28 protein-coding genes and 1 tRNA gene are annotated in these 26,761 nt (G+C 61.3%); 13 read left to right on the forward strand and 16 right to left on the reverse strand.

All coding sequences use genetic code 11. From position 1 onward, the window contains the following. Positions 1–126: 126 nt before the first annotated feature. Entirely contained in the window at positions 127–1,146 is a 1,020-nt protein-coding gene (locus tag ACK3SC_RS12270; protein ID WP_416840477.1) for a phosphoribosylaminoimidazolesuccinocarboxamide synthase, read from the reverse strand. 159 nt (positions 1,147–1,305) lie between these two features. Here ACK3SC_RS12270 and ACK3SC_RS12275 point away from each other — a divergent pair, with 159 nt between their 5' ends. After that, on the forward strand, positions 1,306–2,064 hold the full coding sequence (locus ACK3SC_RS12275) for an NAD-dependent protein deacylase (protein WP_416840478.1): 759 nt from the start codon (positions 1,306–1,308) through the stop codon (positions 2,062–2,064). Between the two features lie 36 nt (positions 2,065–2,100). Here ACK3SC_RS12275 and ACK3SC_RS12280 read toward each other — a convergent pair whose 3' ends face one another. Together ACK3SC_RS12280 and ACK3SC_RS12285 are read right to left on the reverse strand one after the other, a co-directional pair. Further along, positions 2,101–2,349 carry a hypothetical protein gene (locus ACK3SC_RS12280; protein WP_416840479.1) on the reverse strand — a complete coding sequence of 83 codons (249 nt, stop codon included), beginning with the start codon at positions 2,347–2,349 and terminating at the stop codon, positions 2,101–2,103. A gap of 93 nt (positions 2,350–2,442) precedes the next feature. Further along, on the reverse strand, positions 2,443–2,901 hold the full coding sequence (locus tag ACK3SC_RS12285) for a DUF5518 domain-containing protein (RefSeq protein WP_416840480.1): 459 nt from the start codon (positions 2,899–2,901) through the stop codon (positions 2,443–2,445). Positions 2,902–3,110: 209 nt separating this feature from the next. Between ACK3SC_RS12285 and ACK3SC_RS12290 the strand changes: the two genes are divergently transcribed. The 3 genes from ACK3SC_RS12290 (at position 3,111) to ACK3SC_RS12300 (ending at position 6,136) form a co-directional block, all read left to right on the forward strand. Then, the gene (locus ACK3SC_RS12290) at positions 3,111–3,917 is read left to right on the forward strand and encodes a DUF1801 domain-containing protein (RefSeq protein WP_416840481.1); all 807 of its coding nucleotides are present in this window, start codon (positions 3,111–3,113) and stop codon (positions 3,915–3,917) included. 298 nt (positions 3,918–4,215) lie between these two features. Further along, positions 4,216–5,586, forward strand: coding sequence for a 7,8-didemethyl-8-hydroxy-5-deazariboflavin synthase subunit CofH (gene cofH, locus ACK3SC_RS12295; protein ID WP_416840482.1), 1,371 nt, complete (start codon positions 4,216–4,218; stop codon positions 5,584–5,586). A gap of 1 nt (position 5,587) precedes the next feature. Then, a complete protein-coding gene (locus ACK3SC_RS12300; RefSeq protein ID WP_416840483.1) occupies positions 5,588–6,136 on the forward strand; it encodes a metal-dependent hydrolase in 549 nt (182 codons plus the stop codon). Positions 6,137–6,175: 39 nt separating this feature from the next. Here ACK3SC_RS12300 and cofG read toward each other — a convergent pair whose 3' ends face one another. The 5 genes from cofG to ACK3SC_RS12325 all read right to left on the reverse strand — a co-directional run bounded on the left by cofG (position 6,176) and on the right by ACK3SC_RS12325 (position 11,471). Then, positions 6,176–7,339 (reverse strand): 7,8-didemethyl-8-hydroxy-5-deazariboflavin synthase subunit CofG, encoded by a 1,164-nt coding sequence (gene cofG, locus ACK3SC_RS12305; protein ID WP_416840484.1) that lies wholly within the window; start codon positions 7,337–7,339, stop codon positions 6,176–6,178. Between the two features lie 294 nt (positions 7,340–7,633). Next, positions 7,634–8,299 carry a 2-phospho-L-lactate guanylyltransferase gene (cofC, locus tag ACK3SC_RS12310; RefSeq protein WP_416840485.1) on the reverse strand — a complete coding sequence of 222 codons (666 nt, stop codon included), beginning with the start codon at positions 8,297–8,299 and terminating at the stop codon, positions 7,634–7,636. Between the two features lie 6 nt (positions 8,300–8,305). Beyond that, positions 8,306–9,100: a hypothetical protein gene (locus ACK3SC_RS12315; RefSeq protein WP_416840486.1), complete on the reverse strand. Its 795-nt coding sequence runs from the start codon at positions 9,098–9,100 to the stop codon at positions 8,306–8,308. Then, positions 9,069–10,256: a tubulin/FtsZ family protein gene (locus ACK3SC_RS12320; RefSeq protein WP_416840487.1), complete on the reverse strand. Its 1,188-nt coding sequence runs from the start codon at positions 10,254–10,256 to the stop codon at positions 9,069–9,071. The genes ACK3SC_RS12315 and ACK3SC_RS12320 overlap by 32 nt, the downstream gene beginning before the upstream one ends. A gap of 309 nt (positions 10,257–10,565) precedes the next feature. Further along, a complete protein-coding gene (locus ACK3SC_RS12325) occupies positions 10,566–11,471 on the reverse strand; it encodes a complex I NDUFA9 subunit family protein (protein WP_416840488.1) in 906 nt (301 codons plus the stop codon). A 243-nt stretch (positions 11,472–11,714) separates the two neighbouring features. Here ACK3SC_RS12325 and tmk point away from each other — a divergent pair, with 243 nt between their 5' ends. Then, positions 11,715–12,308 carry a dTMP kinase gene (gene tmk / locus ACK3SC_RS12330; RefSeq protein ID WP_416840489.1) on the forward strand — a complete coding sequence of 198 codons (594 nt, stop codon included), beginning with the start codon at positions 11,715–11,717 and terminating at the stop codon, positions 12,306–12,308. A gap of 22 nt (positions 12,309–12,330) precedes the next feature. Here the strand turns inward: tmk and ACK3SC_RS12335 are convergent, their stop codons facing one another. After that, the gene (locus tag ACK3SC_RS12335; RefSeq protein ID WP_416840490.1) at positions 12,331–12,651 is read right to left on the reverse strand and encodes a hypothetical protein; all 321 of its coding nucleotides are present in this window, start codon (positions 12,649–12,651) and stop codon (positions 12,331–12,333) included. A 112-nt stretch (positions 12,652–12,763) separates the two neighbouring features. Between ACK3SC_RS12335 and ACK3SC_RS12340 the strand changes: the two genes are divergently transcribed. Next, the gene (locus tag ACK3SC_RS12340; RefSeq protein ID WP_416840491.1) at positions 12,764–13,810 is read left to right on the forward strand and encodes a thiamine pyrophosphate-dependent enzyme; all 1,047 of its coding nucleotides are present in this window, start codon (positions 12,764–12,766) and stop codon (positions 13,808–13,810) included. 101 nt (positions 13,811–13,911) lie between these two features. Here ACK3SC_RS12340 and ACK3SC_RS12345 read toward each other — a convergent pair whose 3' ends face one another. Further along, entirely contained in the window at positions 13,912–14,145 is a 234-nt protein-coding gene (locus ACK3SC_RS12345) for an Lrp/AsnC ligand binding domain-containing protein (protein WP_416840492.1), read from the reverse strand. 107 nt (positions 14,146–14,252) lie between these two features. Between ACK3SC_RS12345 and ACK3SC_RS12350 the strand changes: the two genes are divergently transcribed. Both ACK3SC_RS12350 and ACK3SC_RS12355 read left to right on the forward strand, forming a co-directional pair. Continuing rightward, on the forward strand, positions 14,253–14,936 hold the full coding sequence (locus tag ACK3SC_RS12350) for a potassium channel family protein (protein WP_416840493.1): 684 nt from the start codon (positions 14,253–14,255) through the stop codon (positions 14,934–14,936). A 2-nt stretch (positions 14,937–14,938) separates the two neighbouring features. Continuing rightward, complete coding sequence (locus ACK3SC_RS12355) at positions 14,939–15,175, forward strand: Lrp/AsnC ligand binding domain-containing protein (protein ID WP_416840494.1); 237 nt, start codon at positions 14,939–14,941, stop codon at positions 15,173–15,175. Positions 15,176–15,778: 603 nt separating this feature from the next. Here the strand turns inward: ACK3SC_RS12355 and ACK3SC_RS12360 are convergent. From ACK3SC_RS12360 to ACK3SC_RS12375, 4 genes are all read right to left on the reverse strand, one after another. After that, positions 15,779–16,279 (reverse strand): DUF5813 family protein, encoded by a 501-nt coding sequence (locus tag ACK3SC_RS12360; protein ID WP_416840495.1) that lies wholly within the window; start codon positions 16,277–16,279, stop codon positions 15,779–15,781. A gap of 369 nt (positions 16,280–16,648) precedes the next feature. Next, complete coding sequence (locus tag ACK3SC_RS12365; RefSeq protein ID WP_416840496.1) at positions 16,649–18,961, reverse strand: methyl-accepting chemotaxis protein; 2,313 nt, start codon at positions 18,959–18,961, stop codon at positions 16,649–16,651. Positions 18,962–19,068: 107 nt separating this feature from the next. Continuing rightward, positions 19,069–19,200: a hypothetical protein gene (locus ACK3SC_RS12370; RefSeq protein ID WP_416840497.1), complete on the reverse strand. Its 132-nt coding sequence runs from the start codon at positions 19,198–19,200 to the stop codon at positions 19,069–19,071. A 100-nt stretch (positions 19,201–19,300) separates the two neighbouring features. After that, the gene (locus ACK3SC_RS12375) at positions 19,301–20,044 is read right to left on the reverse strand and encodes a tetratricopeptide repeat protein (protein ID WP_416840498.1); all 744 of its coding nucleotides are present in this window, start codon (positions 20,042–20,044) and stop codon (positions 19,301–19,303) included. A gap of 365 nt (positions 20,045–20,409) precedes the next feature. Between ACK3SC_RS12375 and ACK3SC_RS12380 the strand changes: the two genes are divergently transcribed. From ACK3SC_RS12380 to ACK3SC_RS12395, 4 genes are all read left to right on the forward strand, one after another. Next, positions 20,410–21,579, forward strand: coding sequence for a tubulin/FtsZ family protein (locus ACK3SC_RS12380; protein ID WP_416840499.1), 1,170 nt, complete (start codon positions 20,410–20,412; stop codon positions 21,577–21,579). A 52-nt stretch (positions 21,580–21,631) separates the two neighbouring features. Beyond that, positions 21,632–22,945: a tubulin/FtsZ family protein gene (locus ACK3SC_RS12385; protein WP_416840500.1), complete on the forward strand. Its 1,314-nt coding sequence runs from the start codon at positions 21,632–21,634 to the stop codon at positions 22,943–22,945. Beyond that, a complete protein-coding gene (locus ACK3SC_RS12390; protein WP_416840501.1) occupies positions 22,942–23,757 on the forward strand; it encodes a hypothetical protein in 816 nt (271 codons plus the stop codon). The genes ACK3SC_RS12385 and ACK3SC_RS12390 overlap by 4 nt, the downstream gene beginning before the upstream one ends. Positions 23,758–24,082: 325 nt before the next feature. Beyond that, positions 24,083–24,832 (forward strand): hypothetical protein, encoded by a 750-nt coding sequence (locus ACK3SC_RS12395; protein ID WP_416840502.1) that lies wholly within the window; start codon positions 24,083–24,085, stop codon positions 24,830–24,832. A gap of 113 nt (positions 24,833–24,945) precedes the next feature. Here the strand turns inward: ACK3SC_RS12395 and ACK3SC_RS12400 are convergent. Both ACK3SC_RS12400 and ACK3SC_RS12405 read right to left on the reverse strand, forming a co-directional pair. Continuing rightward, a tRNA-Leu gene (locus tag ACK3SC_RS12400) sits at positions 24,946–25,030 on the reverse strand. A gap of 41 nt (positions 25,031–25,071) precedes the next feature. Beyond that, entirely contained in the window at positions 25,072–25,416 is a 345-nt protein-coding gene (locus tag ACK3SC_RS12405; protein WP_416840503.1) for a ferredoxin, read from the reverse strand. A 94-nt stretch (positions 25,417–25,510) separates the two neighbouring features. On the opposite strand from ACK3SC_RS12405, the gene ACK3SC_RS12410 reads away from it, so the two are divergent. Then, entirely contained in the window at positions 25,511–26,761 is a 1,251-nt protein-coding gene (locus tag ACK3SC_RS12410) for a hypothetical protein (protein WP_416840504.1), read from the forward strand.

Here is a 26,761-nt window from a genome sequence, read left to right on the forward strand (position 1 = left end):
CCCAATGTCTGAACGTTGCATTGCGTCTGGGTAGACGACCGATGCCCGTATTGTTAGTCGCGGATAGGTAGGAAAAACAGACTATTAAAACGAGACGAACGTCAGCGCATCTCTTTACTGTCCGCCTTACAGGTCACGAACGCGCGCCACAGCGTCTTCGATAGATGGCGCGTCGAACCAGTCGTAGTCCACGTACGCATTCGTTCCGGCGCAGTAGATATCCGAAAGGGCTTCGACGATTTCGTCAGGCAGGTTCTCGGGTTCGACTTCGCACGACTCACGCCAGTTGGGTTCGCCCGTCTCGATGGCCTCCTGCTTGGCGGCGGAGACAGCATCGACCCAGTCGGGTTGGACGCGCTTGTAGTACTGGCGGACGACTTCTTTCGACACCTGCTGGCCGTCGTACGAGAAGCGATTCTCGTCGAACGTGCCGACCACGTCTGCGACTTTCACGGTGCCGTCGTGGTAGAGACACTCTATTTTCCCGTCTTCGTGAGAGAACCCGGCCTTCGCGGCCTGCTGGGTGAGGATGTGGTTCACTGCGAGTGCGAGTTCTTCGAGTTGGTCGAGGTCCACGACACCTGCAATCTCGTCTGCTTCGTCGCGGTCCAGATAACGGTCCTGTTCTTCGTACTTCGTAGAGAACTCGACGACTGGTTGGGGAAGGTCCAGGGGTTCGTCTGGCCACTGGTCGAAGTCGAGTCCGTAGTCTGCGGGGTCACCGCGCTTGCGGAGACTCGACCCCACGGGAACGGTGTTGCGGAAGACGATTTCCAGCGGGATGAGGTAGTTCTCGCCGGCAACCTCGTGGTAGGCGTCGTAGTCGTACTCGCCGTCTTCGTGCGGAAGGTCCGGAACCTGCGTGAGTTCGATGGCCATCTCGGTCGGCGGCGACTCACACTCACCGAGGTCTTTGACTTCGCCGTCTTCGATGACTCCGATATAGTGTGTCGGGACGTGGTTCACGTCCAGGAGTTCGAAGTTGTACGCGCCCATCAGACAGAGACTCGCTCCCTTGTTCGGGATGTGGTCGGGCATCTCGCCCCAGTCGAACACCGAGTAGCGGTCGGAGAAGACGAATCGGCCCCGGCCGAGGTCGGTCGCCGTCGGCTCCTCCTCGACGCGGAAGTCCTTCACGCTAGTCATGGTCGCACCTCTGCACTCATCCCACTAAGAACCTTCCACTTCTGTGTGTATCTCGGGCGAGTACATTGCCAGAGTTATGCACGAACTCGCTCATCACTGGACACTGGTTCCCCCTCTCCGACCACTGTGCTTTTTCGCCCTCCGTCCATGCTATCGGGTATGAACGCCGACGTGGAAGCCGACGTCGAGTGGGTCGCACGCCGCCTTCGCGACGCGGACAGCGCCGTCGCGCTCACCGGTGCAGGGATGAGTACTGCCTCGGGAATCCCGGACTTCCGCGGCGACGACGGCATCTGGAACACCGAGTTCGACCCGGCATCGTTCCACCGACGGCGGTTCGACACCGACCCTGCTGGCTTCTGGCGTGACCGACTCCGACTCCACGAGCGAATGTTCCCGGACGACGTGCACCCGAACGCCGCCCACGACGCGCTCGCGACGCTCGAAGCACGAGGCATCCTCGACGCAGTCGTGACGCAGAACACGGATGGACTCCACCGCGATGCCGGGTCAGAGCGTGTCGTCGAACTCCACGGCAACGCTTCTGACGTTGTCTGCGAAGACTGCGGAGCCAGATTCGACGCCGAGATGGCGTTCGAACAGGTTCGGGCCGACGACGTCCCGGCGACGTGCCCCGACTGCGGGAGTGTCGTCAAACCCGCCGTCGTACTCTTCGGTGAGAAGCTCCCACGCGTCGCATTCGCCGAAGCGAGACAGGTCACAGACGAGGCGGACGTGTTTCTCGCGCTCGGGTCGTCACTGTCGGTCCACCCGGCAGCGGGACTGGAAGAGCGTGCCGCCCGAGACGGGTCGCTCGTCGTCGTCAACTTCGACCCGACGGAGTACGACGATAGCGCGGATAGAGTCGTGCGGTCCGACCTCACGGAGTTCCTGCCAGCGGTCGAAAATCGACTCTGACTGCGTGGGGTCGAGGTCGGTTCACTCGCGGCTTCGTCAGGAGTAGAACGGTTCGTCGTCGCGGTGGTTGTCGACGTTCTCCGACTCGGCCGCTTCTTCTTCCCGCACCTCGTCTTTAGCGTCCGGCTTTTCGGCCTCACCCGGCTTCTCGGCGTCGACTTCCTCGGTCTCTTCGGGTGACGATGCACCTGCGTCGCCGCCGCCGTCGACCGTAATCCCGTGTCCGCCGTCGTCTTCGACGTCCGGGTTTCGGTCGGTCACGTCCGCCTCGGTATCGTCGGACATTGGACTGGCAACTAGCGTTTCGCGAGGAAAATAGATAGTGGCCCTCTGTCGGACTGTCTGTTTGGCCCGAACGTCTACCGTTGGAGACGCCAACTACGCGAACTCTTCGTGCAGGTACGCACCCAGATACCCGCCGAGTGCACCGAGGCCGACGGTGTAGAGCAGGATAGCGGCCAGTCCGACGAGTACGATGAGCGCGAGCCCGAGGATACCGAGTCCGAAACCTGTGTTGGGGGCCGCGATCGCGAAGATGCTGAAGAACCCGAGGACGACGAATCCCAGCACGACGGCGATGAGGCTCACGAACAGGCCGGAGAGTGCGCCGGATTTCACGCCCACGTCGCGGTCTGTGCCGGTGAGATAGCCAGCGAGTGCCCCGCCGAGAATCGTCGACCCCGGCAAGGGCGAGAGGACGATACTGGCGATGGCACCGACGATTGCCGAAAACAGGAGGCTCTCACCATCCTCGTCGGTGGACGAGTCGTATTCACTGGGCGGTGCTTCGGGGGTATCGGGCGTCTCGGGAGTGTCGGATGCCGCCGAGTGTTCCATACACGACAGTTCTTGGTCCGGGCGGGTAACCCTTTCTGCCAGTCGCCGGCTCAGTTGAAATCCGCTGAATTTGAAAGAAATGGCGTGTTGAATGGAGAGCATGTATGCAGCACCGAGAGCGGAGTTGTTTCAGACTGCTCTGGCTGAAAACGGTGTTCTGTGAACGTAGAGAGTTTTGATGTTCCCAAACAACATCTTGGTGAGTAAACATGAGCGTGTCCGGCCCACTAACAGCCCAACGGGTCTCCGAACTCGTGATGGCGAATCGAACAATCAGAGCACCCTACTACGATGCCGACCACGACGAGGGGATTCGTTTCACGGATCTTGAAAAGGGACTCCAATGGGGTGCCGACGTTATTCCAGCGCTGATGGGTCTTTTCCGGGTAGAGCAAGACTCCCGGGACGACCATCCTGAAGGATGGGTGGGCTTCGCCCGCCACTGGCGAGGAGGGACGTTGCGGCTGAACTTCGACCAATTTTCTGGACCCGGAGAATCAGACTCGATCTTGGTCGTCACTGCGATATCAGGCCGAGAGGGAGAGAAATTCATCGTGGACGAGGACTTCGGAAACATCGAGCTGCCAGACCAGGTTCCGACGCAGGAGGAATGGAACAAACGGAGTAACCGATACCAGGCGGCACGGCGGGACGATGATACCGATGGTTCGGCAGCGGTACAGGCGTACATCGCAGCGCTACCGGGGTGGAAGCGCACGGTTGCGACACGATTCGACGAGATTATTCAACACGAAGTGCCCCACGTTCGACGCGCTGTGAGGTATCACCAGCCGTTCTATGGCGTTGAGGACCAGGGATGGTTCGCCTCATTCAGTGTGTTCTCGAAACACGTTAAACTGTCATTCGTGAGTGGAACGTACCTTGAACCGAAGCCACCCAGCGGGACAGGGCCGGAGAGACAGGCCCTTGATCTGAAGGAGACAGACGAACTGGACGAAGAGCAGGTCGCTTCCTGGATACGGCAAGCCGCAGAAAATCCGGGGATGGGATGGTAAGAAACCAACGCAGGTGAACCGGCTATGAGGCAGCTACGAATCCGACCTGCAGGCGTGTACGACCACTGCGAACTCTGTAGTGATCGATTCGGATGGCGAGTCTCTTGAGTAGTGTCTTTGCGAGATCCGCGCTCTCTATTCAGCACGGCCGCAACAAACTATCAGCGACTGAGGGTATCAACAGCACCGAGTCGTCGGGTTCGTTGAGTCGTCGCGTCGGCCACCCGCGATTCGGCCCTGTTTCGAACTACTCCTCGGACCGCCTCGTTTTTACGACCGTAGCGCATTCATCATCACCATGACCGGTGCCGCCCGCGACGACTTCGGGTTCGACCACGTCCCGGAGACCGACCAATCGTTCGAAAACGCCCTCACGAAGGCACGAGCGGGTGAGCGCCTCACAATCGCTGACGGCGTCGAACTCATGACGACGGGAACCGACAGCGAGGGAATCGACCCCGGCAGAAAGGAACTGGTCCTGGAGGCAGCAGACCGTCGCCGGGCCGACGTCGTCGGCGACGACGTGACGTTCGTCGCCAACCTCAACAACAACGTGACGACGGCCTGCACGACCGGGTGTCTCTTCTGCAACTTCAAGAACACCGCCCACCTCTTCGAGTCCGACTCCGAGGTAGACCATCAGGGCTTCACCAAGACGCCCGCAGAGTCCCGCGACATCGTCGCGGACGCCGTCGAGATGGGCATCTACGAGGTCACGTCTGTCTCTGGCCTCCACCCGGCGCTCGTCCTCGACGAGGAACACCGTGAGATTCTCGAGTCGTACGACAATCCGGCGGCCGAAGTGAACTACAAACCACCCGAACGGTACGATATCGACCCCGAGACCTACGCGGCACAACTCGATGCGATGTCTGTCGATGGCGTCCACGTCCACTCGATGACGCCCGAAGAGGCCCACCACGCCAAGCGAGGCACCGACTGGAGTTACGAAGAAGTCTATCGCCGCCTCGCAGCGGCGGGCCTCGACAGCGCCCCCGGAACCGCCGCGGAGATTCTCGTCCCCGAAGTGAGAGACGTCATCTGTCCCGGAAAAATCGGCACCGACGAGTGGGTCGCTGGGATGGAAGGCGCGATGCAAGCCGGATTGGACGTGACGGCGACCATCATGTACGGCCACGTCGAAAACGAGATGCACCGCGTGATGCACCTCGACGTCGTCCGCGACTTACAGGACCGCTACGGCGGTATCACCGAGTTCGTCCCGCTCTCGTTCGTCTACCAGAACACGCCGCTGTACGACCGTGGCCTCGTCACTGGCGGCGCATCGGACGACGAAGACGAACTCATGATTGCCGTCTCGCGTCTCTATCTCGACAACATCGACCACATCCAGTCGTCGTGGGTGAAGTTTGGGAACGCGAAGGCGCTCAAACTGCTCAACTGCGGAGCGGACGACCTGATGGGGACGATTCTCTCCGAAGAGATTACGAAACGCGCCGGCGGCGAGTTCGGCGAGTTCCGGTCGTTCGAGGAGTACGTCGACATGATAACCGCAATCGGACGCCGACCGGTCGAACGCTCGACCGACTACCGAACACGCCGACCACTGGACCCGGACGACGACACACACGGGCCGATGCTCGGCCCCCGCGCCGACGGGACGCCGATGCTGGAACGCCGCCGCGACCCGGCGACGGCAGACGATTGATATGATGGCGACGACTCACGCGGCGGTGGGTCTCACCGTCGTCGTCCCGCTGACACAGGTCGCACCGGAACTCGCAGTGCCTGCAGCCATCGGTGCGCTCCTCGGCGGGGTCTTTCCCGACGTGGACCTCTTCGTCGGCGTCCACCGAAAGACGCTGCACTTTCCTGTCTACTACACCCTCGCAGCGGCTGCGCTGGGGGCCGTCGCTGTCACAGCACCAGCCGCACTCACCGTCGCACTGGCGTTTTTCTTCCTCTCGGCGGGCATCCACTCCATCACGGACTGGTTCGGTGCAGGCGACGAACTCCGTCCGTGGAACCGAACCTCAGACCGCGCTGTCTACGTCCACCCCGCGAAACACTGGCTTCGCCCGCGCTATCTCGTTCGGTACGACGGTGCACCCGAGGACCTTGGACTGACGCTCTTGTTCGCGATCCCACCATTGCTCGTCTTCGACGGTGCGATTCGTGTCGCCGTCGTGGTTGGCATCGCTATCGCGCTGTTCTACACGGGCTTCAGAAAGCGGATGCCAGACTGGTTCGGCATCTGAGTGGCGTGTGAGTGGCGTGGCCGACTCAGGAGACACCGACTATCGCTCGGGTGTCGAGAGTGGTCCAGCGCCACGGGCGACTCGACGGAGTCGCTCGCCGTGAACGTCGTCTTCTCGGAGACGCTCGGCGATGGGTGGCCGAATCCACGCATCTCCGTTCTGTGGGGCGGGTGCGGGCGTCGTTTCGGGTGGGCGAACGTCGTCGGGTACGAACCGCGAATAGACGGGCAATCGCTCGCGGAGTGGAACGCCTGCTTCGTCGGCGATGTCTGCGAGTTCCTGAAGTGCTGGCCACGCGTACTCGGGGTTCACGTAGTCGTCGGTGACCGGTGAGACACCACCGAGGTCGTCGACACCGCAATCGACGAGACTGGCGGCCTCAGAGAGATTGGGTGGCACTTGCACCGATATCTCGTCGGGGAGTGCAACCCGCGCCATCGCGACGACGCGTCGCATCGTCGCTCTCGAGGGGCGTTCGAAGGTCGACCGCTCGTTCGGGACGACGTTCTGGACGATGACTTCCTGGATGTGGCCGTACCGTTCGTGGAGCGTGCGGATGGCGAGGAGGCTCTCTGCTCTGTCGCGCCACGTCTCGCCGATGCCGACGAGGATGCCCGTCGTGAACGGGACGCCTTCTTCACCGGCAGCACGGATGGTGTTGAGGCGCTGTCCGGGTGTCTTTCGCCGCCCACCGGAGTGCGCAGCGACGTCTGCTGTCGTCTCCAGCATCACACCCATGCTGGCGTTCACTGGTGCGAGTTTGGCAAACTGCTCGCGGGTGAGGTCACCGGGGTTCGAGTGTGGGAGCAGTCCTTCGTCGAGGGCGACTTCACAGGCGGCGACCAGATACTCCAGAATGTCGTCGTAGCCCCACTCGTCGAGTTGGCGATGAATCTCGGTGTACCGGTCGTCGGGTTCGTCACCGAAGGTGAACAGCGCTTCCGTACAGCCGGCATCTGCGCCCATTCGCACCACGTCTCGAACCTCGTCGAGCGACATGAGCGTCGCCTCGCCGGGCACGTCGTAGTAGGTACAGTACGTACAGGTGTACCGACAGGCGGTGGTCAGCGGGAGAAACACGTTCCGTGAAAACGAGAGCGCTGTCGGTGCCTCGACATCGTCGGGAGTAACCGCGAGGAGGCGGTCGATTTCGGCGTCGTCGATGTCGATATCGACTCCGTACTCGTCGGCACCGGGGAACATACCACTCGGTCTGCGACGGACCACCAAAAACGTGTCACTCGCGGTGTTGTCCAAGACAGAAGTTGAGAGTGGGTCGGGGTATTGGTGCCAGACACGACCCTGACCCATCCGAAGAGGCGTCAGACGTCGAATCCCAGTACAGGAAACTCGCCTAACCGCCGCGACGTTCGGACTCCACTTCGTCACCCGCACCGTCTCGAAGACGGCACGGGAGCGCGGCGCACGTTGCCTCAGTTCCCGCCGGGCACACGAACACACCGCGCCTGTCAATATTTCACGTGGAGCATTATGGTCCTATCGGCGACGCCGCACCACATCGATACGCCCGCCGTCGTCGCTGAGCGCGACGCCAGCGGCGTCGAGCCACGCTCGTATTCGGCCGTCTCCGTGCAAGAGAACCTCGACGAGGTCACTCGGTTCGTCGATATCGACGGCGAGACGCATCGAATCGAGTTCGACGAACGAGACGCCGGCGTCGTCCGCGATGGCCCGGTGGTCTGCAATCGACGCCCCGTGGTAGTCGACCGAGAAGGCGGGTGTTCGCACGACGAGCGCGTTCGTTCCCCCACGGAGTCCCGGTGCGGCCACCACGTCACCCGGCGTGTCGAACAACCGAGTAAGTGACTCCGGCGTCGCGAGCGCGAGGTCTGCCATGACGATTGCAACCGGTTCGTCGCCGCCGAGTTGGCCGTTGACCGCGTCGGTTAGCGGCCGGTCGTCGACGATGACTGGGACGTCTTCGTTGATGTCGTCAGACTGTGTCTGACGGTCTGACGAGCGTTGCTCGTCGATGTCGAGCGGTGCGTCAGCAAGAACGACTGGGGTACCGCCCGCGGATTCGACTGCGTCGAGAACGCCCCGGAGCATCGTGTGCGCGAAGTCGCGTCGCTCGTCGGCGTCGAAAAATGGCGCGAGTCGCGTCTTCGGGGAGTCAACCCCAAAGGGGACGACGACTCGCATGAAACGTTATCCCAGTTTGTCGTACGTCTGCTGTTGGGACTTCCAGTAGAGGAAGCCACCTGCGAGCAGGCCGACGACGAGCAGGCCACCAGCCGCGTAGATGAGTAGCTGCGTGGTCTGACTCGACTGCTTTGCCTTGTTGGCTTTCGTCTCAGCGTCTTCAGCGAGGTTCGACGCGAGGCCGAACTCTTCGCCTTCGAAGGCTTCGACGGCGTTGTTGAGTTGGTTCTGTGCGTCTTGCGTGTTCGAACCACCGGCAGCGGCGATCGCCGCTTTCGCACTGTCGAGTTTGTCGCGTGCAGCGGCACTCTCGTCGGTGTAGTGGTGGGCCGACCACGAGCCGATATCGTTACTGGAGCCACCTTCGCGGGTCTGATTGAGCCGCATGACGGTGAACGTCTGCGCCGGGTCGTAGGTGTAGTTCCCGACCTCGGGTGCCGTTCCCGTCACCGAGACTTCGACTTCACTGGTTCCGTCGTCAGCGACGACGTTTGCCCCGGTGAAGTTCTGCCCGTCGAAGGACTGCTGGTCGACTTTCGCGCCCGTCTGGTCGTAGTACGTGACGGTCCACGTCACATCCTCGAGTTCAGTCTCACCCTGGAGACTCCAGGCTTCGAGTTGTGGGTTCTTGTACAGTTCGTCGAGTGTGACCGATGCAGTCACTTTCGAGTCGACCTGTGCCTCGGAGGGCGCGTCCTCGGAGGCAACGCTCACCGCACCTGCCGGTACTGCCGCAACCGACAGGAGGACGACGAGCGCAAGAGCCAGCTTAGAAAAGTGACTCCAGTTCGTCCTCGTCATCGTTTATGAGGTTCTCCAAATTGGACTCGCTCTCCTGACGAATCTCTTCGATGTTGTCCTGTGCCTCGATGGCAACCTGCTGTAGCTCCTTGATGCGGGGCACGTTTGCCACTCCAGAGAGGAGGATGACACTCGCGACCTTTCCAGCGCCCGGAATCGGGTAGTCACCGCCGCGAACTTCCATGGAACCGGTCTGCTCCTCGATCCATTTCCGCCCGCGCTCTATGCCTTTCCGGTTCAGATGCTCCGGCGGGCCAGCGAGGACGAGCAGTGCGCGCTCGGCACCTTCGATCTCACAGGGGAGGGTGAGGCGACCGAGTGCGGCCTTGCGGACGAGGCTGGTGATACGGTTCGTGGTGTGGGCAGTGTCGAGGTTGTCGTCGGGTTCGTCACCGCCGGTGAGTCGCGACAGGAGGCCGCCGTTCTTCTTCTTCCGAGGTTCGACGCCTTCGGAGGCGTAGCCGACGGTCGAGACGCCGCCACCGGCCAGCGTGTTGATAATTTCCGAGGAGTCGACGACGGACTCTGCGACGTTCTGTCCGTCTTTGACTTCGCCAGCGCCGAAGAGGACGCCGAAGCGGTTGACGATCTCTTCGTTGATCTCGTCGTAACCACCCTGGACGGACTCGCCTGTCTTTCGCCAGGCGTCGTTGTCGAACACGAGGAGATTGTCGACCTCGCGGACGAACGTCTGGAACGAGCGGGCGGCGTTCAGGGTGTAGATGCCACCCTCGTCGGACCCGGGCAGGATGCCGAGGCCGTAGACGGGTTCGGTGTAGATGCGTTTGAGATGTTTCGCAAGGACTGGCGCACCGCCGGACCCGGTGCCACCACCGAGACCGGAGACGACGAGGAAGGCGTCGACTTCGTGTACTGGGATGCTATCGATTGCACCCTGTACCTCGTCGATGTCTTCTTCGGCGATCTCCGCACCGAGTTCGTTGTCCGCACCGACGCCGTGTCCCTTCACGCGGGACTGGCCGATGAGGACGCGCTGGTCCTTCGGGATGTTCTTCAATCCAAGCAAGTCGGCTTTCGCAGAATTCACTGCGACTGCTGCGCGAACGATACCGGCGTTTCGTTCGCGGTCGTACTCGACGAATTTGTCGACTACTTTTCCCCCGGCTTGCCCGAATCCGATCATTGCGAGCTTCATAGGTTCGGTCCCCTCGCCATTGCGTGAATTGAAGAACGAAGGCAGGCATAAGCGTTGTGGGATAGACGTGTAAACTCGTTGTAATGTTAGGTGAAAAAAACGGGTGACGTCGGAGGGGTGTTAACCGCACATTATGGCGTTAGAACCCCCTCAGAGTCGTGAAAAGTCAGCTTTCATAATCAATTAACTAATAAATTATTCGTATCTCACCTGTTCGATTCAGTACCGTTCCGAAAAACGTGAGAGACCAGTTCTGTGATAAACAGAAATCGCACCGATTCAGTTCGGTTCTGGTCAGGTCGGGTCGGGTCAGTTTCGTTCGTCGAGGTACGTCCCGAGCGTCTTCATCGAGTCAATCTCGACACCGAACGCGTCCACATCGTTGTCGTCAGTGGTGTTATCGAACTTCAGCGACCGATACTGGTCTTTGCCCATCGGGAATCCGGGGATCGCTCCGAGGACACTGAGTCCGATGCCCGCGAGTCCCATCGGAAGGGGGACGATGCTGATGGATTTGCCTTCCGCGTCGTAGACCATCTCGGTGATGTCGCGCAGGTCGAGTTTCTCCGGGCCACCGATGGTGTACGTCTTTCCGACGTGTTCGTCTGCTTCGACTGCGTCTGCGAGCATCGGGACGATGTCACCGACCCAGATGGGTTGGAAGCGCGTCTTCCCGTTTCCGGGGAGCGGATAAAGCGGGACACCCGGTGCGAACATCCCCTTGAGCCGCTTGGTGAACGAGACGAACTCGCCACCATCGCCGAACACGACAGAGGGTCGGAAGATGACCCAGTCGAGACTCGACGATTCGATTGCACGCTCGGCCTCGCCTTTCGACCGTATGTACGCGGTGTCGCCGGTGGCGTCGGCACCGAGTGCGCTCATCTGGACGATTCGAGACACGTCGTGCGACTCGGCTGCCTTCACGACGTTCTCGGTGCCCTGTCTGTGGACGATGTCGTGCATCTTGTTCCCGCCTTTGGGTTCGAACAGCGGGGAGAGGGCGACGAGGTTGACGACAACGTCTTTCCCGTCGAAGGCGTCGGCCATCGAGTCGTAGTCGGTGACGTCACCAACCGTGTGTTCGACACCGTCCGGAAGTCCAGACGTGTCTGGAGAGCGTGACATCGCAGTGACCGCGTGTCCACGCGATTGGAGTTCGCGACAGAGGTGCGTACCGATGAATCCACTTCCGCCGACGACAAGGACGTTCATACCGTATTATCCGGCGGAACGAGGGTAAAGCTAACGGGGGCCGAGAGTCGAATTCGCTCCCAACCAGTCCGATTAGAAACGTTTCGGGCGAGTGGCGACCACACTGTACAGACCCCAGACACCACACTGTACAGACCCCAGACACCACACTGTACAGACCCCAGACACCACACTGTACAGACCCCCGACCACTGACACGAACGGTTCGGGGTGCTTTTTCGTTGGGGCCGATTCAGTTGGTGTATGCTCGTCACGCTCGAGGGACTCGACGGAAGCGGCAAGACCACCGTCTGGGAGGCCCTTCACGATGTGTATTCGGATGCAGTGTTCACCCGCGAACCGACCGACGATTCGTGGTACGGTGACGCGGTCAACCGCGCAATCGGTGACGACGACGCCGACCCACTGGCGACGCTCTTTCTCTTCACTGCCGACCACGCAGACCATCTATCTCGGGTCGTCCGCCCTGCGCTCGCCGAGGGCAACCTCGTCATCTCGGACCGCTACTCTGACTCGCGCTACGCCTATCAGGGAGCGTCGCTCCGCGACAGCGACATCAAACGGCCGATGGAGTACATCAGAGGCATCCACGCCGCGTTCACTCGACCACCGGACAAGACCATCTACCTCGACGTGGACCCCGAGACGGCGGCCGCTCGAAGTGGCAAGACCAACAAGTTCGAACAGTCGGGCTACCTCGCAGAGGTCCGTGCGAACTACGAGCGACTCATCGACGCAGAACCGGACCGGTTCGTTCGCGTGGACGCGACCCAACCGCCAGAAGACGTCCTCGACGCGGTCGAGTCCGCACTCGAAGCGATTCTCGACGAAGCGTAACTCGCAGGGTTCGGCGCTGTCGTCATCGGGACTCTGGAAGGTTCTCGAACTCCTCCGGTGGCGGTACGTAGAGCGTGTCGATAGTGAACCCGAGCGCCAACGGCATTCCAATCATCACACCGAGCGCGGCGATTGGGCTGCCGAGGTCAACGCCGATGCCGAGGACGCCCGAAAACACGAGCGTCGAGAAGAACAACACCAGCGGAATGAGTAACAGCGCGTACAGCACGTACCCCCACTGCGTCTTCAGTCGAAGGCGGAAAAAGCGGGTCATGACCGCCGCGATAAGCGTGTGCAGTCCGACGACGACGACCATGAGCACGAGGTTGACCACCGAGACCATACGCCGCCTAGGGAGGCGGTGGTCTTTGGCCTGTCGCTCTCGCGGGCGGGTGGTTCTCGAAGACCACTTCGAAACGGGTGACGTTTATCACGAAGGACCGTGACCCACCGCCATGCACCGACTCATCGCAGAGCGCGGGTTGGACGGCACGGAGTTCTCTGCAGACGACGCCCGCGCCGCCCTCCGCGACATGATTCGAGCGCGACGATTCGACGAGCGTGCACTCGCCCTCCAGCGGCGTGGATGGATGAGCGGCTATCCACCGTTCCGCGGGCAGGAAGCGTCCCAGATTGGTGCGGCACACGCGATGCGCGACGACGACGTACTCCTGCCGACCTACCGGTCGAACGCACTCCAGATTACTCGTGGCGTCCCGCCGAGCGACATCTTCCTCTTCCGCCGTGGCTACGCCGAGTACGAGTCGGACCACGACGTTCCGGTGTTTCCACAGGCGGTTCCGATTGCGAGCCAGCTTCCCCACGCCACCGGCGTTGGCATGGCCGCCACCTACCGCGATGACGACTACGCGGCGCTGGTCTGCTTCGGTGACGGGGCGACGTCAGAGGGGGATTTCCACGAAGGGCTCAACTTCGCCGGTGTCTTCGACGCACCGGTCGTCTTCTTCTGCGAGAACAACGGGTACGCGATCTCACTCCCCCGCGAGCGCCAGACTGCGAGCGAATCCATTGCAGCGAAGGCCGACGCGTACGGCATCGACGGGATGCAAGTCGACGGCAACGACCCGCTGGCGGTCAGAGAAGCGGTCGAAGAAGGGCTGAAAAAGGCCCGAGACGGCGAGCCGGTACTCATCGAGGCACTCACGTACCGACAGGGCCCCCACACCACCGCCGACGACCCGTCTCGCTACCGCGACGACGACCCGGACCTCCCCGAGTGGCGGATTCGTGACCCGCTCGAACGCTTCGAGGAGTTCTGTCGAGCGGAGGGCGTCGTGGACGACGAACTCGTCGAGTCGATGTACGAAGACGCAGACGACGAACTCCGTGAGGCGGTCGAGACGGCAGAAGCGGCGCCAGAACTCGGTCCAGAGGAGTTGTTCGACTACATCTACGCGGACTTGCCGGCAGAACTCGTTGCAGAGCGAGAAGACTACATGGCGTTCGTCGACGAACACGGTCCGTTCCCGCTCGAACGCTGAACAGTCCCACGACCGTGATACCACTCTCGTTCGCACTCTAGCGAGACCACTCTCGCTCTTACTGGTTTTCCCACTGCGTCAACAGACCGAGAATAGCGATGTTACTCGTCCAGCGAGATGTACGTCTTCGTGTCGGTGACGCCCTGGAGTCCCTGTACTCGACTCGACGACGTTTTCAGCACTTCGTACACCTCCTCGGTGTCGACTTCGGCGATGATATCGTACGCGCCGGCGACGATGTGTGCCTCCGTCACTGTCTCGAGTTCGCGGATTGGCCCGAGTAACTGTTCGGACTCCCCAGCGCCAGTCTTCACCATGATGAAGGCGTGAACCATGCGTGTCATATTCTACCACATCATGCAAAAGCCTTGCCTCACCCGATACCGACTGACTCACCGAAACGGGGGAAGGTTATTTGCCTCCCCCGACATACCGTATTCGTATGCGGTTCGTTATCATAGGTTCTGGACGGGTTGGTCTGCGCACTGCCCGTGTCCTTCGGGAGGAAGGACACGAGATCACTCTCGTCGAGTTAGACCCCAATCGCGTCAAGCAGGCGCAAGAACGGGGTTTCGAGGTCGTCGAAGGAGATGGTTCCCACGAAGAGGTACTCCTCGAAGCGGGAATCGAGGACGCCGACGCACTGGGTGCGCTCACGGCGGACCTCAACGTGAACTTCGCGGCGTGTATGATCGGCAAGCACTTCGGCTGCCGGACTGTCCTCCGCATCGACGAAGATTACCGTGAAGAGGTCTACAAGAAGTACGCGCACGAAGTCGACGAAATCGTCTACCCCGAGCGACTCGGTGCCATCGGCGCGAAGAACGCACTGCTCGGCGGGTCGATTCGGGCGATTGCAGACATCGCACAGCATCTGCAGGTCATCCTCGTGACGGTGACTGAGGAGTCACCGATGAACGGATACAGTATCGAAGAGGTCGCACTCCCGGCGAACTCGCGACTCCTCGCGTTCGGCAAGAAAGACAAACCGATGGGCATCCCGCTCCCTGACGACTCCCTGGAGACTGGCGACCGGGTTGCCGTCCTCGCCGACTTCGAGGTCCTCGACGACGTTCGTCAACTGCTCGTCGGTGACGATGCTGTCCTCGCGGCGGGAGGTGCGTGACGATGGTCCACGCCTACATCATGGTGAAAGCCGCCGCCGTGACCGATGGAATCGACCACCTGAAAGAGGAACTCCTCGCCCTCGACAACGGAATCGAGAGTGCACACATCGTCGCTGGCGACATCGACTTCATCGTAAAGGTGGACGTCGGGACACCTGCCGACGTGAAGGATATCGCCGGTGGTATCCAGGCGGTCCAGGGCATCGAAGACACACAGACCTACATCGCGATGGACTGAGTCAGCGAGATACAGCACAGTCGCCGTCGCTGCCTCCCTCCCATCCGAACGCCCTCGGCCGGTATTCTCCTCGTACTCTCTCGACTGTCCCTACTGATTACTCGTTCCGTTCTTTCCACTCGTTCTGATCTGTCTAACCCTTCCATTCTGCCCACTCGTTTCGTTCTGTCTACCGTCTCCCCACAGCAGAGCATGAACCCCTGTTGTTACTGATTAGTATCCTACATCCATCTGAAAACGTCGCCTATCTGGCCAAAATTTTGATGTAGCGGAGTCGAAATTCTCAGATACTGTCCGAGTGGGGCAGTCGCCAACGCACAACGACTGGCGAGACGCCTCACCGACAGCACGTTCGACACCGGGCATTGACGACCCCGTCGACGACGGGTGTGTCTGGCAGCCCGACGAACATACCGGAGTACGGAAGGGCTTGCCGCCGCACATAGGGGTAGCGAGGAAACTCGCTGTGGCGCGCAAGGGGTTCGCGAGGGTACACGTGGCAGGGGCACACGCGAGAACCACGCAACAACCCCCCCAAGTCACATTTTTCGGGACCTCGCATCGTGCCGATGCGGCCAGAGTGCGTTAGAATCCAGTGCCAGGTTAGAACCCAGTGCCAGCAACGTCCCGTGCCCGGCTCAGGATGCTCGTCACCGGTTCGGTGTACTCGTATCCGGGGATGATGCCTTCGACGAACGTTCCTTCGACGTAGTCGATGATTGCACCGGCATCGTCGACGCCACGTCGTTCGTTGATGTCAGTGAACGTCGTCTCGACGACTGCTTCGTCGGCCACGCGACGAACGGTCGGGTCGAGTTCGTGGTCGCCTGCGATGACGCCGTTGATATCTTCGAGTCGGAGTTCGAACGTTTCGTACCAGCCGTCTTCGACGATTTCAGCCACGTCGTCGGCGACGACTGCCGACAGCATCGGGACACGAACCGCCACGTCGAACTCGACGTGTCCTGTGTCTTGCGTGGCGACGCAAACGACGCCTTCGAATGGCGTCGTCACCGACTCGTACGTCCGGTCGTCGACCTGTTCGAACGACCCGTGGTCCCCGAATGCCCGGTGAACTCGGCCGGGGAGTTCGTCTTCACTCATAGCCAACAGAATGGTCTCACGGGAGAAAAGTTCGTTGCGTCGGAGTCGCGTCTAACCGACAGACAGCGTCTGAGTGGACAGAATGGCGGCATATTTAAGTATCTCGCCGCACTCCTTTCAGGTGACGCTTCGCTTTGGAGGGCCGAAGCGTCAGCGGGGACCAATCTAGGGTGGCAATTCCCGCGCGGGCCGCTCCCGTGCGGTTGCCTATCCCTTTCTGACGAACCCAACGCTTCGAGCGGTGAGTCCGTATTTTCGTGCTGTCGTCTCGCCGAGTGACGTCGATGTCTGTTCCGTGGCTGTCTGTTCTGTACATCGTCCACCGACTCCCGAGTCGCTACACTGTCGAAACTGCAGACGACGGTGCGTCTACTCGTCGTCTCCCGACCCATCGGTGGCGAGTTCGGCCATCGTCGGCGACGACAGCACCTCGGCGTCCATCGACTCGGTGTCCGTGTCGTCCTGTGATTCGAAATCACCGTCCGCAATCGAGGCGTCAGTGCCAGATTCCACGCCAGTTCGAACCTCGAACCGGCCGGCGAGCGACCGGAGTTCGTCTGTCGTGGTCGACAGTTCTTGCATCTGTCCAGCGACGCCACTCATCGTCTCGTTCTGGTCGCGTGCCGCGCTGGCGACGGCTGCTGCGTCGGTCTGTGCCTCGGATGCAATTTCGGCTGCTTCGTCCGCGAGACGAGCAACCGACTGTGCGGCCGACGCCTGTGAGTCTGCAGCGTCGTCTATCGCGGCGACGCCGATGTCGACTTCCTCGAGTCGGTCCACTGCTTCGTCGATGGCCTCGACGCTCTCGGCAACCGTCTCGGAACCGGTCGAGACGCGTTCTCTCGCGGCGCGAACGTCTGCGACTGTCTCGTCTGCCGCCGCCTCGACTTCGTGTATCGACTCGGCGATTTCGCTCGTCGCTTCGGTTGTCTCTTCGGCGAGTGACTTCACACTCTCTGCGACGACAGCGAACCCGGCTCCTGCATCGCCTGCACGTGCGGCCTCAATAGAGGCGTTGAGGGCGAGCAGATTAGTCTGGTCGGCGATCTCGTCGATGAGGTCGACCACCTCGGAGATATCGGCAACGTCTCCGCGAAGGGTCTCGGCACCGTCTGCGGCGGCGGCGACGCGGGCGTCGATAGCCGCCATCTCGTCGTGGACGGCGGCGCTGGCGTCGCGACCAGATTCCCCATGCTCGGTGGCCTCACTGGCGAGTGACGCGAGTTCGTCCGCCGATGCCGCAACCTCTTCGACTGTCGCCGAGAGGTCCTGCATCTCCGAGGAGACGTTGGTCAGGAGCGTCGCCTGTTCGACTGCACCATCAGAGATATCGGCCGTTCCCTGTTCGACACGGTCGGATGCTGCAGTGACCTCTTCGGTTCCGGCGGTGACGCGCTCGCCGGCGGCGTTGACCGTGTTCGCAAACGTCGCGACCTGTCCAATCGTCTCTTCGAGGTCTGTGAGCATCGCGTCGATGCCCTCACCGACACCAGCCATCGCATCGTCGTCCGGTGTGACCGACGTTCGAACGGTCAAATCTCCCGTCGCGGCACGGTCCATCGTCTCTCGATAATCGGTGGCAGCGGCTGCGAGGTCTGCTTGCGCCTCCTCTGCTGCTTCGATGCGGTTCCGAAGCGCGTCTCGCATCTCACCGAATGCGTCGCTCAGTGCTCCTAACTCGTCGACACGAGCGGTGCTGAGGTCGGCATCGAGGTCACCGCTCGCCAGTGCTTCGGCGCGCGTTTGGAGTCGGCGCAACGAGACGACGGTCCCGCGACCGATGACGGTGCCGATGAGACCGAGACCAGCGAGTGCGACGCCGATGAGGATGGCGATATCTCGTTCGACGAACTGCGCCACTGCGTAGGCATTTTCGGGCGGGGCCTCGACGATGACTGCCCAGTTCGTGCCCGTGACTGGCGCGTGAGCGACGACCGACCCGTCTCGTTCGACGACACCCGATTCGCCACCGATTGCCGCGTCGAGTGCCGGTGTCTGGTCGCCGTCACGGTACTGTGTCAGGATATCGCTCCCGTATTTGTCGAAGGCGATGACCCCGTCGTCGGTGACGACTCTCGTGTGTGACCCCTCGATTGGTTCGCTGAGCGTCCCTGCGTGTTTGGTCGCGTCGACGACGACCATCACGGCGGCGTCTCGACCAGCGACAGGACTCATGAACGCGAGTCGTTCGCCACCACCGTATCGGTACACTTCGGAGACCGCGACCTGATTCGGGTCGACCATCGTCAGCGACCCCGTCGTCCACGAGATGTCGAGGTCCTCGACAGTCTTGGTCTCCAAGACGCTGTCAGTACTTCGGACGATGTTCCGGTTCGATGGTTTGATGTAGTGGATGGCGAGCACTTCGTCAGGGAGATTCTTTTTCTCATAATCGAGAATACCGTCGATTTCTTCTTCGTTCCCAGACCGAATCGCATCGTACTCTGAGAGCATTCGAGCCGTCCGTGAGTAGCCGTCTACCCAACTCGATAGCTCTTCTGCCTCTAACGTCGCGACCATCTCTAAATTCGTGTGGGCGTCTCCTCTGACCTCTTCGCCGACCATATCAGAGACGTAAAAGCCGAATCCGCCAAGGACTCCCGCCACCAACAGGATGACGAGCAGAAACTTTCGGAGGTAACTGCGTCTGAGAACCTCCGGCACGAGGGTGGCGAGTTTCATCTTATTCGTCCGCTCGAAAATAAGACGTAAAATCTTGCCCCACTAGCTATCGATATTGATAACACTCCAGACGATGACCTGTCGGTTTTCCGCACCGCTCAGTACCCCTACGAGAGGTCGCTCGCTGTCACACCGAGTGCGACTGCTGCCGCCCCGGTCGCACCCCCGCCCGTCGCGACGTACGTCGGGAGCGTCGAGAGCACTCCGCCTCCGAGACCAGCGACGAAGCAGAGTGCCATTCCAAAGAGTGCAGCGTCGTACCTCGTCGGACCATTCTGTGGAAACACGGTGTAATTACATGTCATTAGCGCATCCACAAAAGAAGTTGTGGAGGCGGGACTACTCGCCGCGCTCGTCGACGCTGTCGCCGTCTGACTCGACTACGCGTTCGCCACGGTCGGTTTCTGCCTCGCGTTCTTCCGTCTCGACTATCTGGAGTTTGTCGAGTGCGCGTTCTCGTTCACCCGTGACCGAGACGTCACGCAGTCCGAGCGAGAGTGCCGCGTCGAAGCAGCGAACCGCTTCTTCGAACTGACCACGCTCTGCGAGGAAGAAGCCACGGTTGTACCACGCGTGCGCGTCTCGCGGGTCGAGTTCGACCGCCCGTTCTGCGTGTTCGAGCGGATTCGACGAGTCACCGAGCTCCCACAGCGCGTACGCGAGGTTCATCTCCGCGATGGCCGCGTGGTCGTTGTCGTCGTCGATTCTGAGCGCCTCTCGGGCGGCACCGATCGCTTCGTCGTACTCTCCAAGCTGTGCGTGCGCGACGCCTTTGTTCACCCACGCCTCCTGTGCTTCGTGTGAGTCTTCGTCGGCATACGCGATCGCTCGACCGAAGCTGTCGATCGCCTGTCCGTACTCTTCGATAGCGACGTACGCCAACCCAATCTCGACGAGTTTCTGAACGTCGACTGCTTCCGGAACGATTTGCGACTCGTCGAGGATGTCGGCGAGGACGTAATCGTCTGCCGGGTCGACGAGCCGGGTGTTCGCTCGAAGCTCGGGGGGGTCGAGGTCGAACCCCTCGTACGGGTTTCCGAATCCACCTCCCTCCGAATACCGGTGGTCACGAGTCGAGGTCATCCATGAGTGTTGGTGCGGAGACGACATAACATGTCGTGTGGATGTGTTCTCGCCTGCGGTGAGTGTCGCTCTCTCGAAGGCTGTGAACTCCACCCCAGCGCGATACCATCGGATGTTTGAACTCCCCCAATACGTTGAATTTGGCACATTCGAGCCGTTTGAGGGGCGATAACTGCGGTATTTATCTTCCACACAGTATACTTAGATAGTTGACATGTGGCCAAATCGCTTAAATGCTCTTGGTTTGCATCCAAAATCAACTGGGGTGGACTCTAATCCACGGGTGGTGTCCGGATTGATTCTACCGAAGGAATACTCCGAGTAAGCCGTTCCCATAGAGAACCGACCCAGGCCGCAATCCAACCATGAAATTAGGCGTAATCGGTGTCGGCAATGCAGGCAGCAAAATTGTCGACAAGATGGTCGAATTCGAATCGCTCACGAACCGAAAACTCTGTCGTCACGTGATGGTGATAAACACCGCTCGGACAGACCTCACCAAACCGGACCACATCCCGGAGGACCGACGGATTCTCATCGGAGACACACACCAGAAAGCCAAAGGCCACGGTGTCGGTGGCGATGTGGACGTTGGTGCCGAAGTCGCCCGAAACGACATGGACGAGATTCGACGAGCGTTCGACGACGTGGACATCCACGAGGTAGACGCCATCTTGGTCTGTGCGTCGCTCGGCGGCGGAACCGGCAGCGGTGCCGGTCCAGTCGTCATCAACGAACTGCAGAAGATGTACGACGAACCAGTGTACGGGCTGGGTGTCCTCCCCGGAAAGTACGAAGGTGGCCGACCGGCCCTCAACGCGGCCCGGTCCCTCCAGTCGTTCGTCAACAACACGGACAACTTCATCGCCTTCGACAACGACGCGTGGCGGTCGAAAGACCAGACGGTCGGTGAAGGCTACGAAGGCATGAACCGCGAACTGGCGACTCGTATCGTCACCCTCCTCGGTGCCGGCGAGTACGACGAACCGACCATCGCCGAGAACGCGATGGACTCCAGCGACATCATCCGCACGCTCGACACGGACGGCATCTCGTCTATCGGCTACGCGTCGACGTCGGTCGACAACAGCGATGGCTTCATGAAGCGGTTCCGTGAGGACCACGAAGTCGACGACACGTCCAACTCCGCCGCGAAAATCAACGGCCTCGTCCGTCGGGCAGTCAACTCCCGACTCACGCTGCCGTGTGAACCCTCGAGCGCAGACCGAGCACTCATCGTCCTCTCCGGACCGCCGTCCGAACTCTCTCGGAAGGGACTCGAGAGCGCCCGTGAGTGGATCGAAAACGAAGTCGATACCGTCGAGGTTCTCGCTGGCGACGACCCCCGAGAGAACGCCAATGCGCTCTCTGCTGTGGTGTTGCTGTCGAACGTCACGCAAACGCCACGCATCGAAACGATTCAGGAACAGGCAGTCGCTGCCCAAGAAAAGATTGCCGAACAAGAGGCCGTCCGCGAAGAAGAAATCGCCGACCTGATCACGGACAAGGACGGCAAAATCGACCCGGTCATCTGACCATGACTCCCGTGAACCGGGGGGGAACACACACCTCTCAGGGAGTGGTCCGATGAAACTCGCAGTCATCGGCGTCGGTCACGCGGGCAGTCGCATCACCAACCAGATTCTGGAGTTCGAGCAGTCCACCGGCCGAAACTTCTGCCACGGAAACACGCTCCTCATCAACTCGACCCAACCCGAGTTCGATGCGCCCGAACACGTCCCCGAAGAGCGGCGACTGACGATTGGGGACGTCTACTGGGAGGCAGATGGGTCGGATATCGACGGCGACCCTGACCTGGCAGCCGAAATCGCACGCGAAGAGAAGAACGACATCATCCGGACGTTCGACCTCATCGAGTTCCACCAAATCGACGGGGTTCTGGTGCTCGCAGGACTCGGACGCGGGACCGGTGGCGGTGCCGGCGCAGTCGTCATCGACCAGTTGAAGGAAATCTGTGACGAGCCAATCTACGCCGTCGGCGTGCTTCCAAGCGAATCGGAAGGCGAAGAGGTGGCGCTGACCGCCGCGCGGACGCTCCAGTCGTACGTCGCCAAGGCGGACAACGTCATCGCCTTCGACAACGACGCGTGGGAGGATGCAGACTTCGCCACCGTGGGTCGGTTGGACGATGCCACAGCAGACGACGAACAGTCCGGTGCAGACGAAGACGAGGACGCCAGTACAGCCGACGGAGAGAATACCAGTCCGGCCGAAGACACGCGCGACGACCATACCGACTCGGTTGGCAGTGGATTCGAGCGCATGAACGTCGCGCTGGCCAAACGCCTCGTCACACTGTTCGCAGCGGGCGAGTTCAAGAACGCCACTGATTCCGAGAATCGGATGGATCCGAGCGACATCATGCGGACGCTCGACACAGGCGGCATCTCGTCTATCGGCTACGCGTCGAGTGACCTCAAACAGGCCGGCGGCGTCCGCTCGTGGGTCCGGTCGGTGAGCTCTCGGTTTTCGTGGATGCCCGAACCCGAATGGGCGTACGAAACCACCGACGACGAAGACGGGGCGACCGACGCTGCGAAAATCAACAGACTTGTTCGCCAAGCAGCCCAGTCGAAGCTCACGCTCCCGTGTGAGATTTCCAGCGCAGACCGGGCGCTAATCGTCCTCACAGGGCCCGCTCGAACACTCTCCCGAAAGGGCTTCGAGGGCGGTCGGTACTGGCTCGAACAAGAAGCAGACATCGTCGAAGTGATGGCTGGAGACGAACCGAACGAAAGGTCGTCGTCGCTTTCCACCGTGATTCTGTTCTCGAACGTCACTGACGTAGATAGAATCAAGGAGATACAGCAGACGGCGCTCAATCATCAACAATCCCTGCGTACCGAAGGGACGGAACTCGGTACGGCGGACTCCACATGACCGACCCGATGGGTGGCGACTGGGACCGGACTCCCTGGTGGCTTCCAGCGTGGCTCCTCGCCATGGTCAGTGGGATGCGAATCGACGTTCGATGGTTGCACACGTCGTGGATGGACATCGTCTTCGCACGGGACCAGAGCAATTCGGTCGTCGAAAACCGGAGACCAGAGAGTACCGGCGGTACCGTCGCCTACTATCTGTGGGCCGTACTCGGTGCGCTCGTTCTCACCGTGGTGTACCCACTCTTCGTTCTCGGATTGGCGACTCGGTTCTACGCCCACCGACTCGACCGATTCACCGCAGGACTCGGCTTCGCCGGCGTCGCGCTCTTTTCGGTCGTCGTCTGGGGGCTCTTCTCGGCGGCGACGTACATCTCACCGATTGCGTTCGAGGGGTTCGTCGCCGTCGTCGTCGCAGGCGTCGTCGCAACCATCTCTGCGGTCGTCGCACTCTACTTCAGACGGCTCGATGGGCGCGCAACCACAGTCGCGCTCGCGTATCCGCTGGGAGTGACTGCCATCTTCCTCCCACCGGTCGTCGCATCGCTCTACTCACCCACGCTGGCGTCGATCGTCTTCCCGAGTTCGACGTCGCTCGCGATCTGGATTCTGAACAACGTCCTCGACTTCGCCGGCATCGCCGCGTTCATTCGCGCCTCGTTCGAGTTGCAAGGGGTCGCGTACGTCGGTATGTGGTTCGCACTCGCGGTTCCAGTCGGGTGGTTCCTCGGCGGACTCGTCACGCTCGTCGACGGCGTGCGGGACTCGGGGTCCTCGCACCCTGCCGACGATGGTGGGTCGAAAATCTACTGACGCCGTTCTGTCCGGATTTCCTTTCTGTCGATAGTTTCTGAGGACGTGCTGAATACAGGGCGCGAGTCGGTCAGCCACGTATCCTAGACGAACCACGCCGTGGCTATTCGCACACGTGGACTCTCGCATCCAGCACCTGAACACTCTGGAACACGTGTGAATAGAGCGAGGCGGCGAAGACGCCGAGAGACCATCTCACTCTCTGTTTGGGGCCGACCGACGAGGGCCGTGATGGTCGGTAACCGGGGTACACGCTCCCAGCGTGGCCTCCGCCGAGGAGGGAGTCGAAGACTTATCTCCGGCGGCGATGACTCTCCTAACAGAAATGTTGTTCGCGTCACAGGTCCCCGGGGTGGCGTTCGAGTCACTCCCGATTGTGGCCTCTCTGTCAGCCGTCGCGCTGGCGGCGGTCCACCTCCTCGTCGGTGAGGGAGTCGACACCGACACGGGGGCGGGTCGGTCGGCCCTATCTGCCGCCGGGGGAGCGGCCGTCGCGTACGTGTTCGTCCTGCTTTTGCCCGAAGTAGCGCACTTCGCGGCCCAGGACCCGCGAGTCACCGCGGGCTCTGTCACCGAAGAGGCGATATACGGTGTCGCTTTCGCCGGGTTCGTCGTGTTCTACGGGCTGGAGGTCCTCGTCGCCCGAACCACGGCCGAGCAGTCCTCGCCGCCGCCAGCCGTGTTCTGGGCCTACACCGCCGTGTTCGCCCTCTATAGCAGTCTCATCGGGTACCTCCTGTTTCACCAGGAACTCCCGGGAGTCGTCAACCTCCTGCTGTACGCCGTCGCGATGGGACTGCACTTCACCATCACCGACCACGGAATACGCCGACACCTCGGGGCGCGGTACGACCGCGTGGGGCGGTGGGTGCTCGCGGGTGCGACCCTCGCGGGTGCCGCAGTCGGGTTCCTCACACTGGGTCAACCGCTCGTCATTACCGGGCTGTTCGCGTTCGTCTCCGGCGGCATCATCCTCAACGTCATCAAGGAGGAACTTCCGCACCCGCGACGGGGCCGGTTCCTCTCGTTTCTCGGTGGCGCAGTCGCGTACACCCTCGTCGTCGCACTCATCTGAGTCCGGCCCGGGGTGGACGAGATTCGAACCACGGTCGCTCACGTTCGTTCGCTCCCTGGTTCGAATCTCTCTGTCCGCACTTGGCACTCCTCACCTACGTTCGTCGGCACAAGTGCGGGGGACGAGATTTGAACTCGCGAATCCCTACGGAAGCGGATCTTAAGTCCGCCGCTTTTGGCCTGGCTCAGCCACCCCCGCGCAGTTGACCGTTCTCGGTGGAATAGAAAAGTGCTTTCGTTTCACCAGTCGACAGACAGCGACCCGTCGCCGTTCGGATCTGGCGAGAGTTCCTCGTCGGTTCGGCGGTCGATGACGTGGATGACGCCGCGGCCCTTCTTCGCGGGACACACCTCTGCAGCGCGGATGTTTTCGTCGAGTTCGTCCTCACCGACGAAGTACGACTTCGCGCGGGCGAGGCCAGTTTCGAGGTCCATCTCCCAGTTGTCTGCGACTTCTGCACAGCGACCTGCTCCGAAGCACTTGTTCGCCTCGAAGATTATCTTGTACGGCTTTTCTTCGACCGGCGGCGCGTTCTCGTCGGTGCCGAAGTCGCTTGGCTTGGGTCGCTCGGACTCCTCACTCATCGCAGGTGCTTGCAACCGACCGAACTTTGCGCTGTCGGTCGCAGGGTGCGCACCCCCGGTGGGTCTATTCGACACGAGTGCCAAGTGAAGACAGATGGGTTCGAGGCGACGTGAGTACTTCGGCGACGTTTTCCGTGCGGCCACGGCGAGCGAGCGTCATCGGTTCGTCGCTGATGTCTGGGCCGCACGCGGGTGGGAGACGACGCTCGAAGACTCGCTCGTCGTCGCCCGCCGCGCCACACAGACGCAACGAATCGCGGTGGTCACTGGCAGTCGATTCGGACTGCGACCTACGATTCCGGCTGATGCGGATGTCGTCGTCGCACTCACGCCGCTGTCTGCACCCAGTGCACGCGTCATCTCGCTGGACGAACTCTACGAACTGGTTCGCTACGGCCTCCCGGCAGCTGACGGCGACAGACTCGTCGAAACGCACTTCGGCGTGTCTCTCGACGACGTGCCTGCGTCGTCTTCGGTACACGTACCACGTGCCGACTCGACCCGGTCGGTACTGGTCGTCGTCGCCGTCGTCGCACTCCTCGTCGTCGCCATCGTCGCGACTGCGGGTGTTCCGGGTGTCGCCCCGCGGTTCGGCGGGGAACCAGAGTCGGACCAATCGACTGCGACGGCGACACCCGCACCGACACCGACACCCGAACCACGGGTCGTCGCTCCCGGTGTGACGACAGACGGTATCGAGAACGCCTCGGTGCTTGCTGCGGCCCACCGGAACGTGGTGGCCAACGAATCGTATCAGTGGACGATTGGCTATCGTGAGTCGATTGCCGGCGACGAGACGGGGCGCGAAGTCGAAGTCGTTCGGGTGGAAGAACCGCACGTCTACACCTCCGAGGTTCAACACGTCAGTTGGTCGGGGCTCAGGGCGTTCCCACGGCCGACTGCCTCAGAAGACTCCTACGCCGACGGGGCGTTTCGGTACGCTCGCCGACCGGCCGAACCAGACGGTGTCGCCGTCCGCGTCCTCGACCCGGAAGTGCTCGACGGCCCGGGGAGGCACGCAATTCGTGCCGAACGGTACATCGACTGGTATCTCTCGACTGAGCAGTCGCGAGTGGCGGACTCGGCAGTCGTCGACGGTGTCGTCGTGTACCGAATCGAGGGGAGTGGAACCGATTTCCCTCGCTCTCGTGACTACGCGTTCACTGCGTTCGTCGAAGAAAGTGGATTCGTTCGGTCGATGCAGGCCTCTTACGAGACCCGTGACGGACTCGGCGTCACCGTCTGGTTCGAGTACGATTCGGTCGGTACCACGACGGTCGAAGCACCATCGTGGGCTGAGAGTGGGAACCAGACGAGTGGGAACCGGGTGACGCCGGCCGGCTAA

This window comes from Haloferax sp. DFSO52 (assembly GCF_048158745.1).
Taxonomy (GTDB): domain Archaea; phylum Halobacteriota; class Halobacteria; order Halobacteriales; family Haloferacaceae; genus Haloferax.

Coding starts and splice junctions, on each gene's coding strand:
- ACK3SC_RS12320 (WP_416840487.1), bottom strand. CDS start 10,256: ATGAAGCTCGCAATGATCGGATTCGGGCAAGCCGGGGGAAAAGTAGTC.
- ACK3SC_RS12270 (WP_416840477.1), bottom strand. CDS start 1,146: ATGACTAGCGTGAAGGACTTCCGCGTCGAGGAGGAGCCGACGGCGACC.
- cofC (WP_416840485.1), bottom strand. CDS start 8,299: ATGCGAGTCGTCGTCCCCTTTGGGGTTGACTCCCCGAAGACGCGACTC.
- ACK3SC_RS12300 (WP_416840483.1), top strand. CDS start 5,588: ATGATGGCGACGACTCACGCGGCGGTGGGTCTCACCGTCGTCGTCCCG.
- ACK3SC_RS12315 (WP_416840486.1), bottom strand. CDS start 9,100: ATGACGAGGACGAACTGGAGTCACTTTTCTAAGCTGGCTCTTGCGCTC.
- ACK3SC_RS12285 (WP_416840480.1), bottom strand. CDS start 2,901: ATGGAACACTCGGCGGCATCCGACACTCCCGAGACGCCCGATACCCCC.
- ACK3SC_RS12405 (WP_416840503.1), bottom strand. CDS start 25,416: ATGAGTGAGGAGTCCGAGCGACCCAAGCCAAGCGACTTCGGCACCGAC.
- ACK3SC_RS12360 (WP_416840495.1), bottom strand. CDS start 16,279: ATGAGTGAAGACGAACTCCCCGGCCGAGTTCACCGGGCATTCGGGGAC.
- tmk (WP_416840489.1), top strand. CDS start 11,715: ATGCTCGTCACGCTCGAGGGACTCGACGGAAGCGGCAAGACCACCGTC.
- ACK3SC_RS12385 (WP_416840500.1), top strand. CDS start 21,632: ATGAAACTCGCAGTCATCGGCGTCGGTCACGCGGGCAGTCGCATCACC.
- ACK3SC_RS12325 (WP_416840488.1), bottom strand. CDS start 11,471: ATGAACGTCCTTGTCGTCGGCGGAAGTGGATTCATCGGTACGCACCTC.
- ACK3SC_RS12390 (WP_416840501.1), top strand. CDS start 22,942: ATGACCGACCCGATGGGTGGCGACTGGGACCGGACTCCCTGGTGGCTT.
- ACK3SC_RS12380 (WP_416840499.1), top strand. CDS start 20,410: ATGAAATTAGGCGTAATCGGTGTCGGCAATGCAGGCAGCAAAATTGTC.
- ACK3SC_RS12370 (WP_416840497.1), bottom strand. CDS start 19,200: ATGGCACTCTGCTTCGTCGCTGGTCTCGGAGGCGGAGTGCTCTCGACG.
- ACK3SC_RS12280 (WP_416840479.1), bottom strand. CDS start 2,349: ATGTCCGACGATACCGAGGCGGACGTGACCGACCGAAACCCGGACGTC.
- ACK3SC_RS12275 (WP_416840478.1), top strand. CDS start 1,306: ATGAACGCCGACGTGGAAGCCGACGTCGAGTGGGTCGCACGCCGCCTT.
- ACK3SC_RS12410 (WP_416840504.1), top strand. CDS start 25,511: ATGGGTTCGAGGCGACGTGAGTACTTCGGCGACGTTTTCCGTGCGGCC.
- ACK3SC_RS12375 (WP_416840498.1), bottom strand. CDS start 20,044: ATGACCTCGACTCGTGACCACCGGTATTCGGAGGGAGGTGGATTCGGA.
- ACK3SC_RS12355 (WP_416840494.1), top strand. CDS start 14,939: ATGGTCCACGCCTACATCATGGTGAAAGCCGCCGCCGTGACCGATGGA.
- ACK3SC_RS12365 (WP_416840496.1), bottom strand. CDS start 18,961: ATGAAACTCGCCACCCTCGTGCCGGAGGTTCTCAGACGCAGTTACCTC.
- ACK3SC_RS12345 (WP_416840492.1), bottom strand. CDS start 14,145: ATGGTTCACGCCTTCATCATGGTGAAGACTGGCGCTGGGGAGTCCGAA.
- ACK3SC_RS12335 (WP_416840490.1), bottom strand. CDS start 12,651: ATGGTCTCGGTGGTCAACCTCGTGCTCATGGTCGTCGTCGTCGGACTG.
- cofH (WP_416840482.1), top strand. CDS start 4,216: ATGACCGGTGCCGCCCGCGACGACTTCGGGTTCGACCACGTCCCGGAG.
- ACK3SC_RS12395 (WP_416840502.1), top strand. CDS start 24,083: ATGTTGTTCGCGTCACAGGTCCCCGGGGTGGCGTTCGAGTCACTCCCG.
- ACK3SC_RS12340 (WP_416840491.1), top strand. CDS start 12,764: ATGCACCGACTCATCGCAGAGCGCGGGTTGGACGGCACGGAGTTCTCT.
- ACK3SC_RS12350 (WP_416840493.1), top strand. CDS start 14,253: ATGCGGTTCGTTATCATAGGTTCTGGACGGGTTGGTCTGCGCACTGCC.
- ACK3SC_RS12290 (WP_416840481.1), top strand. CDS start 3,111: ATGAGCGTGTCCGGCCCACTAACAGCCCAACGGGTCTCCGAACTCGTG.
- cofG (WP_416840484.1), bottom strand. CDS start 7,339: ATGTTCCCCGGTGCCGACGAGTACGGAGTCGATATCGACATCGACGAC.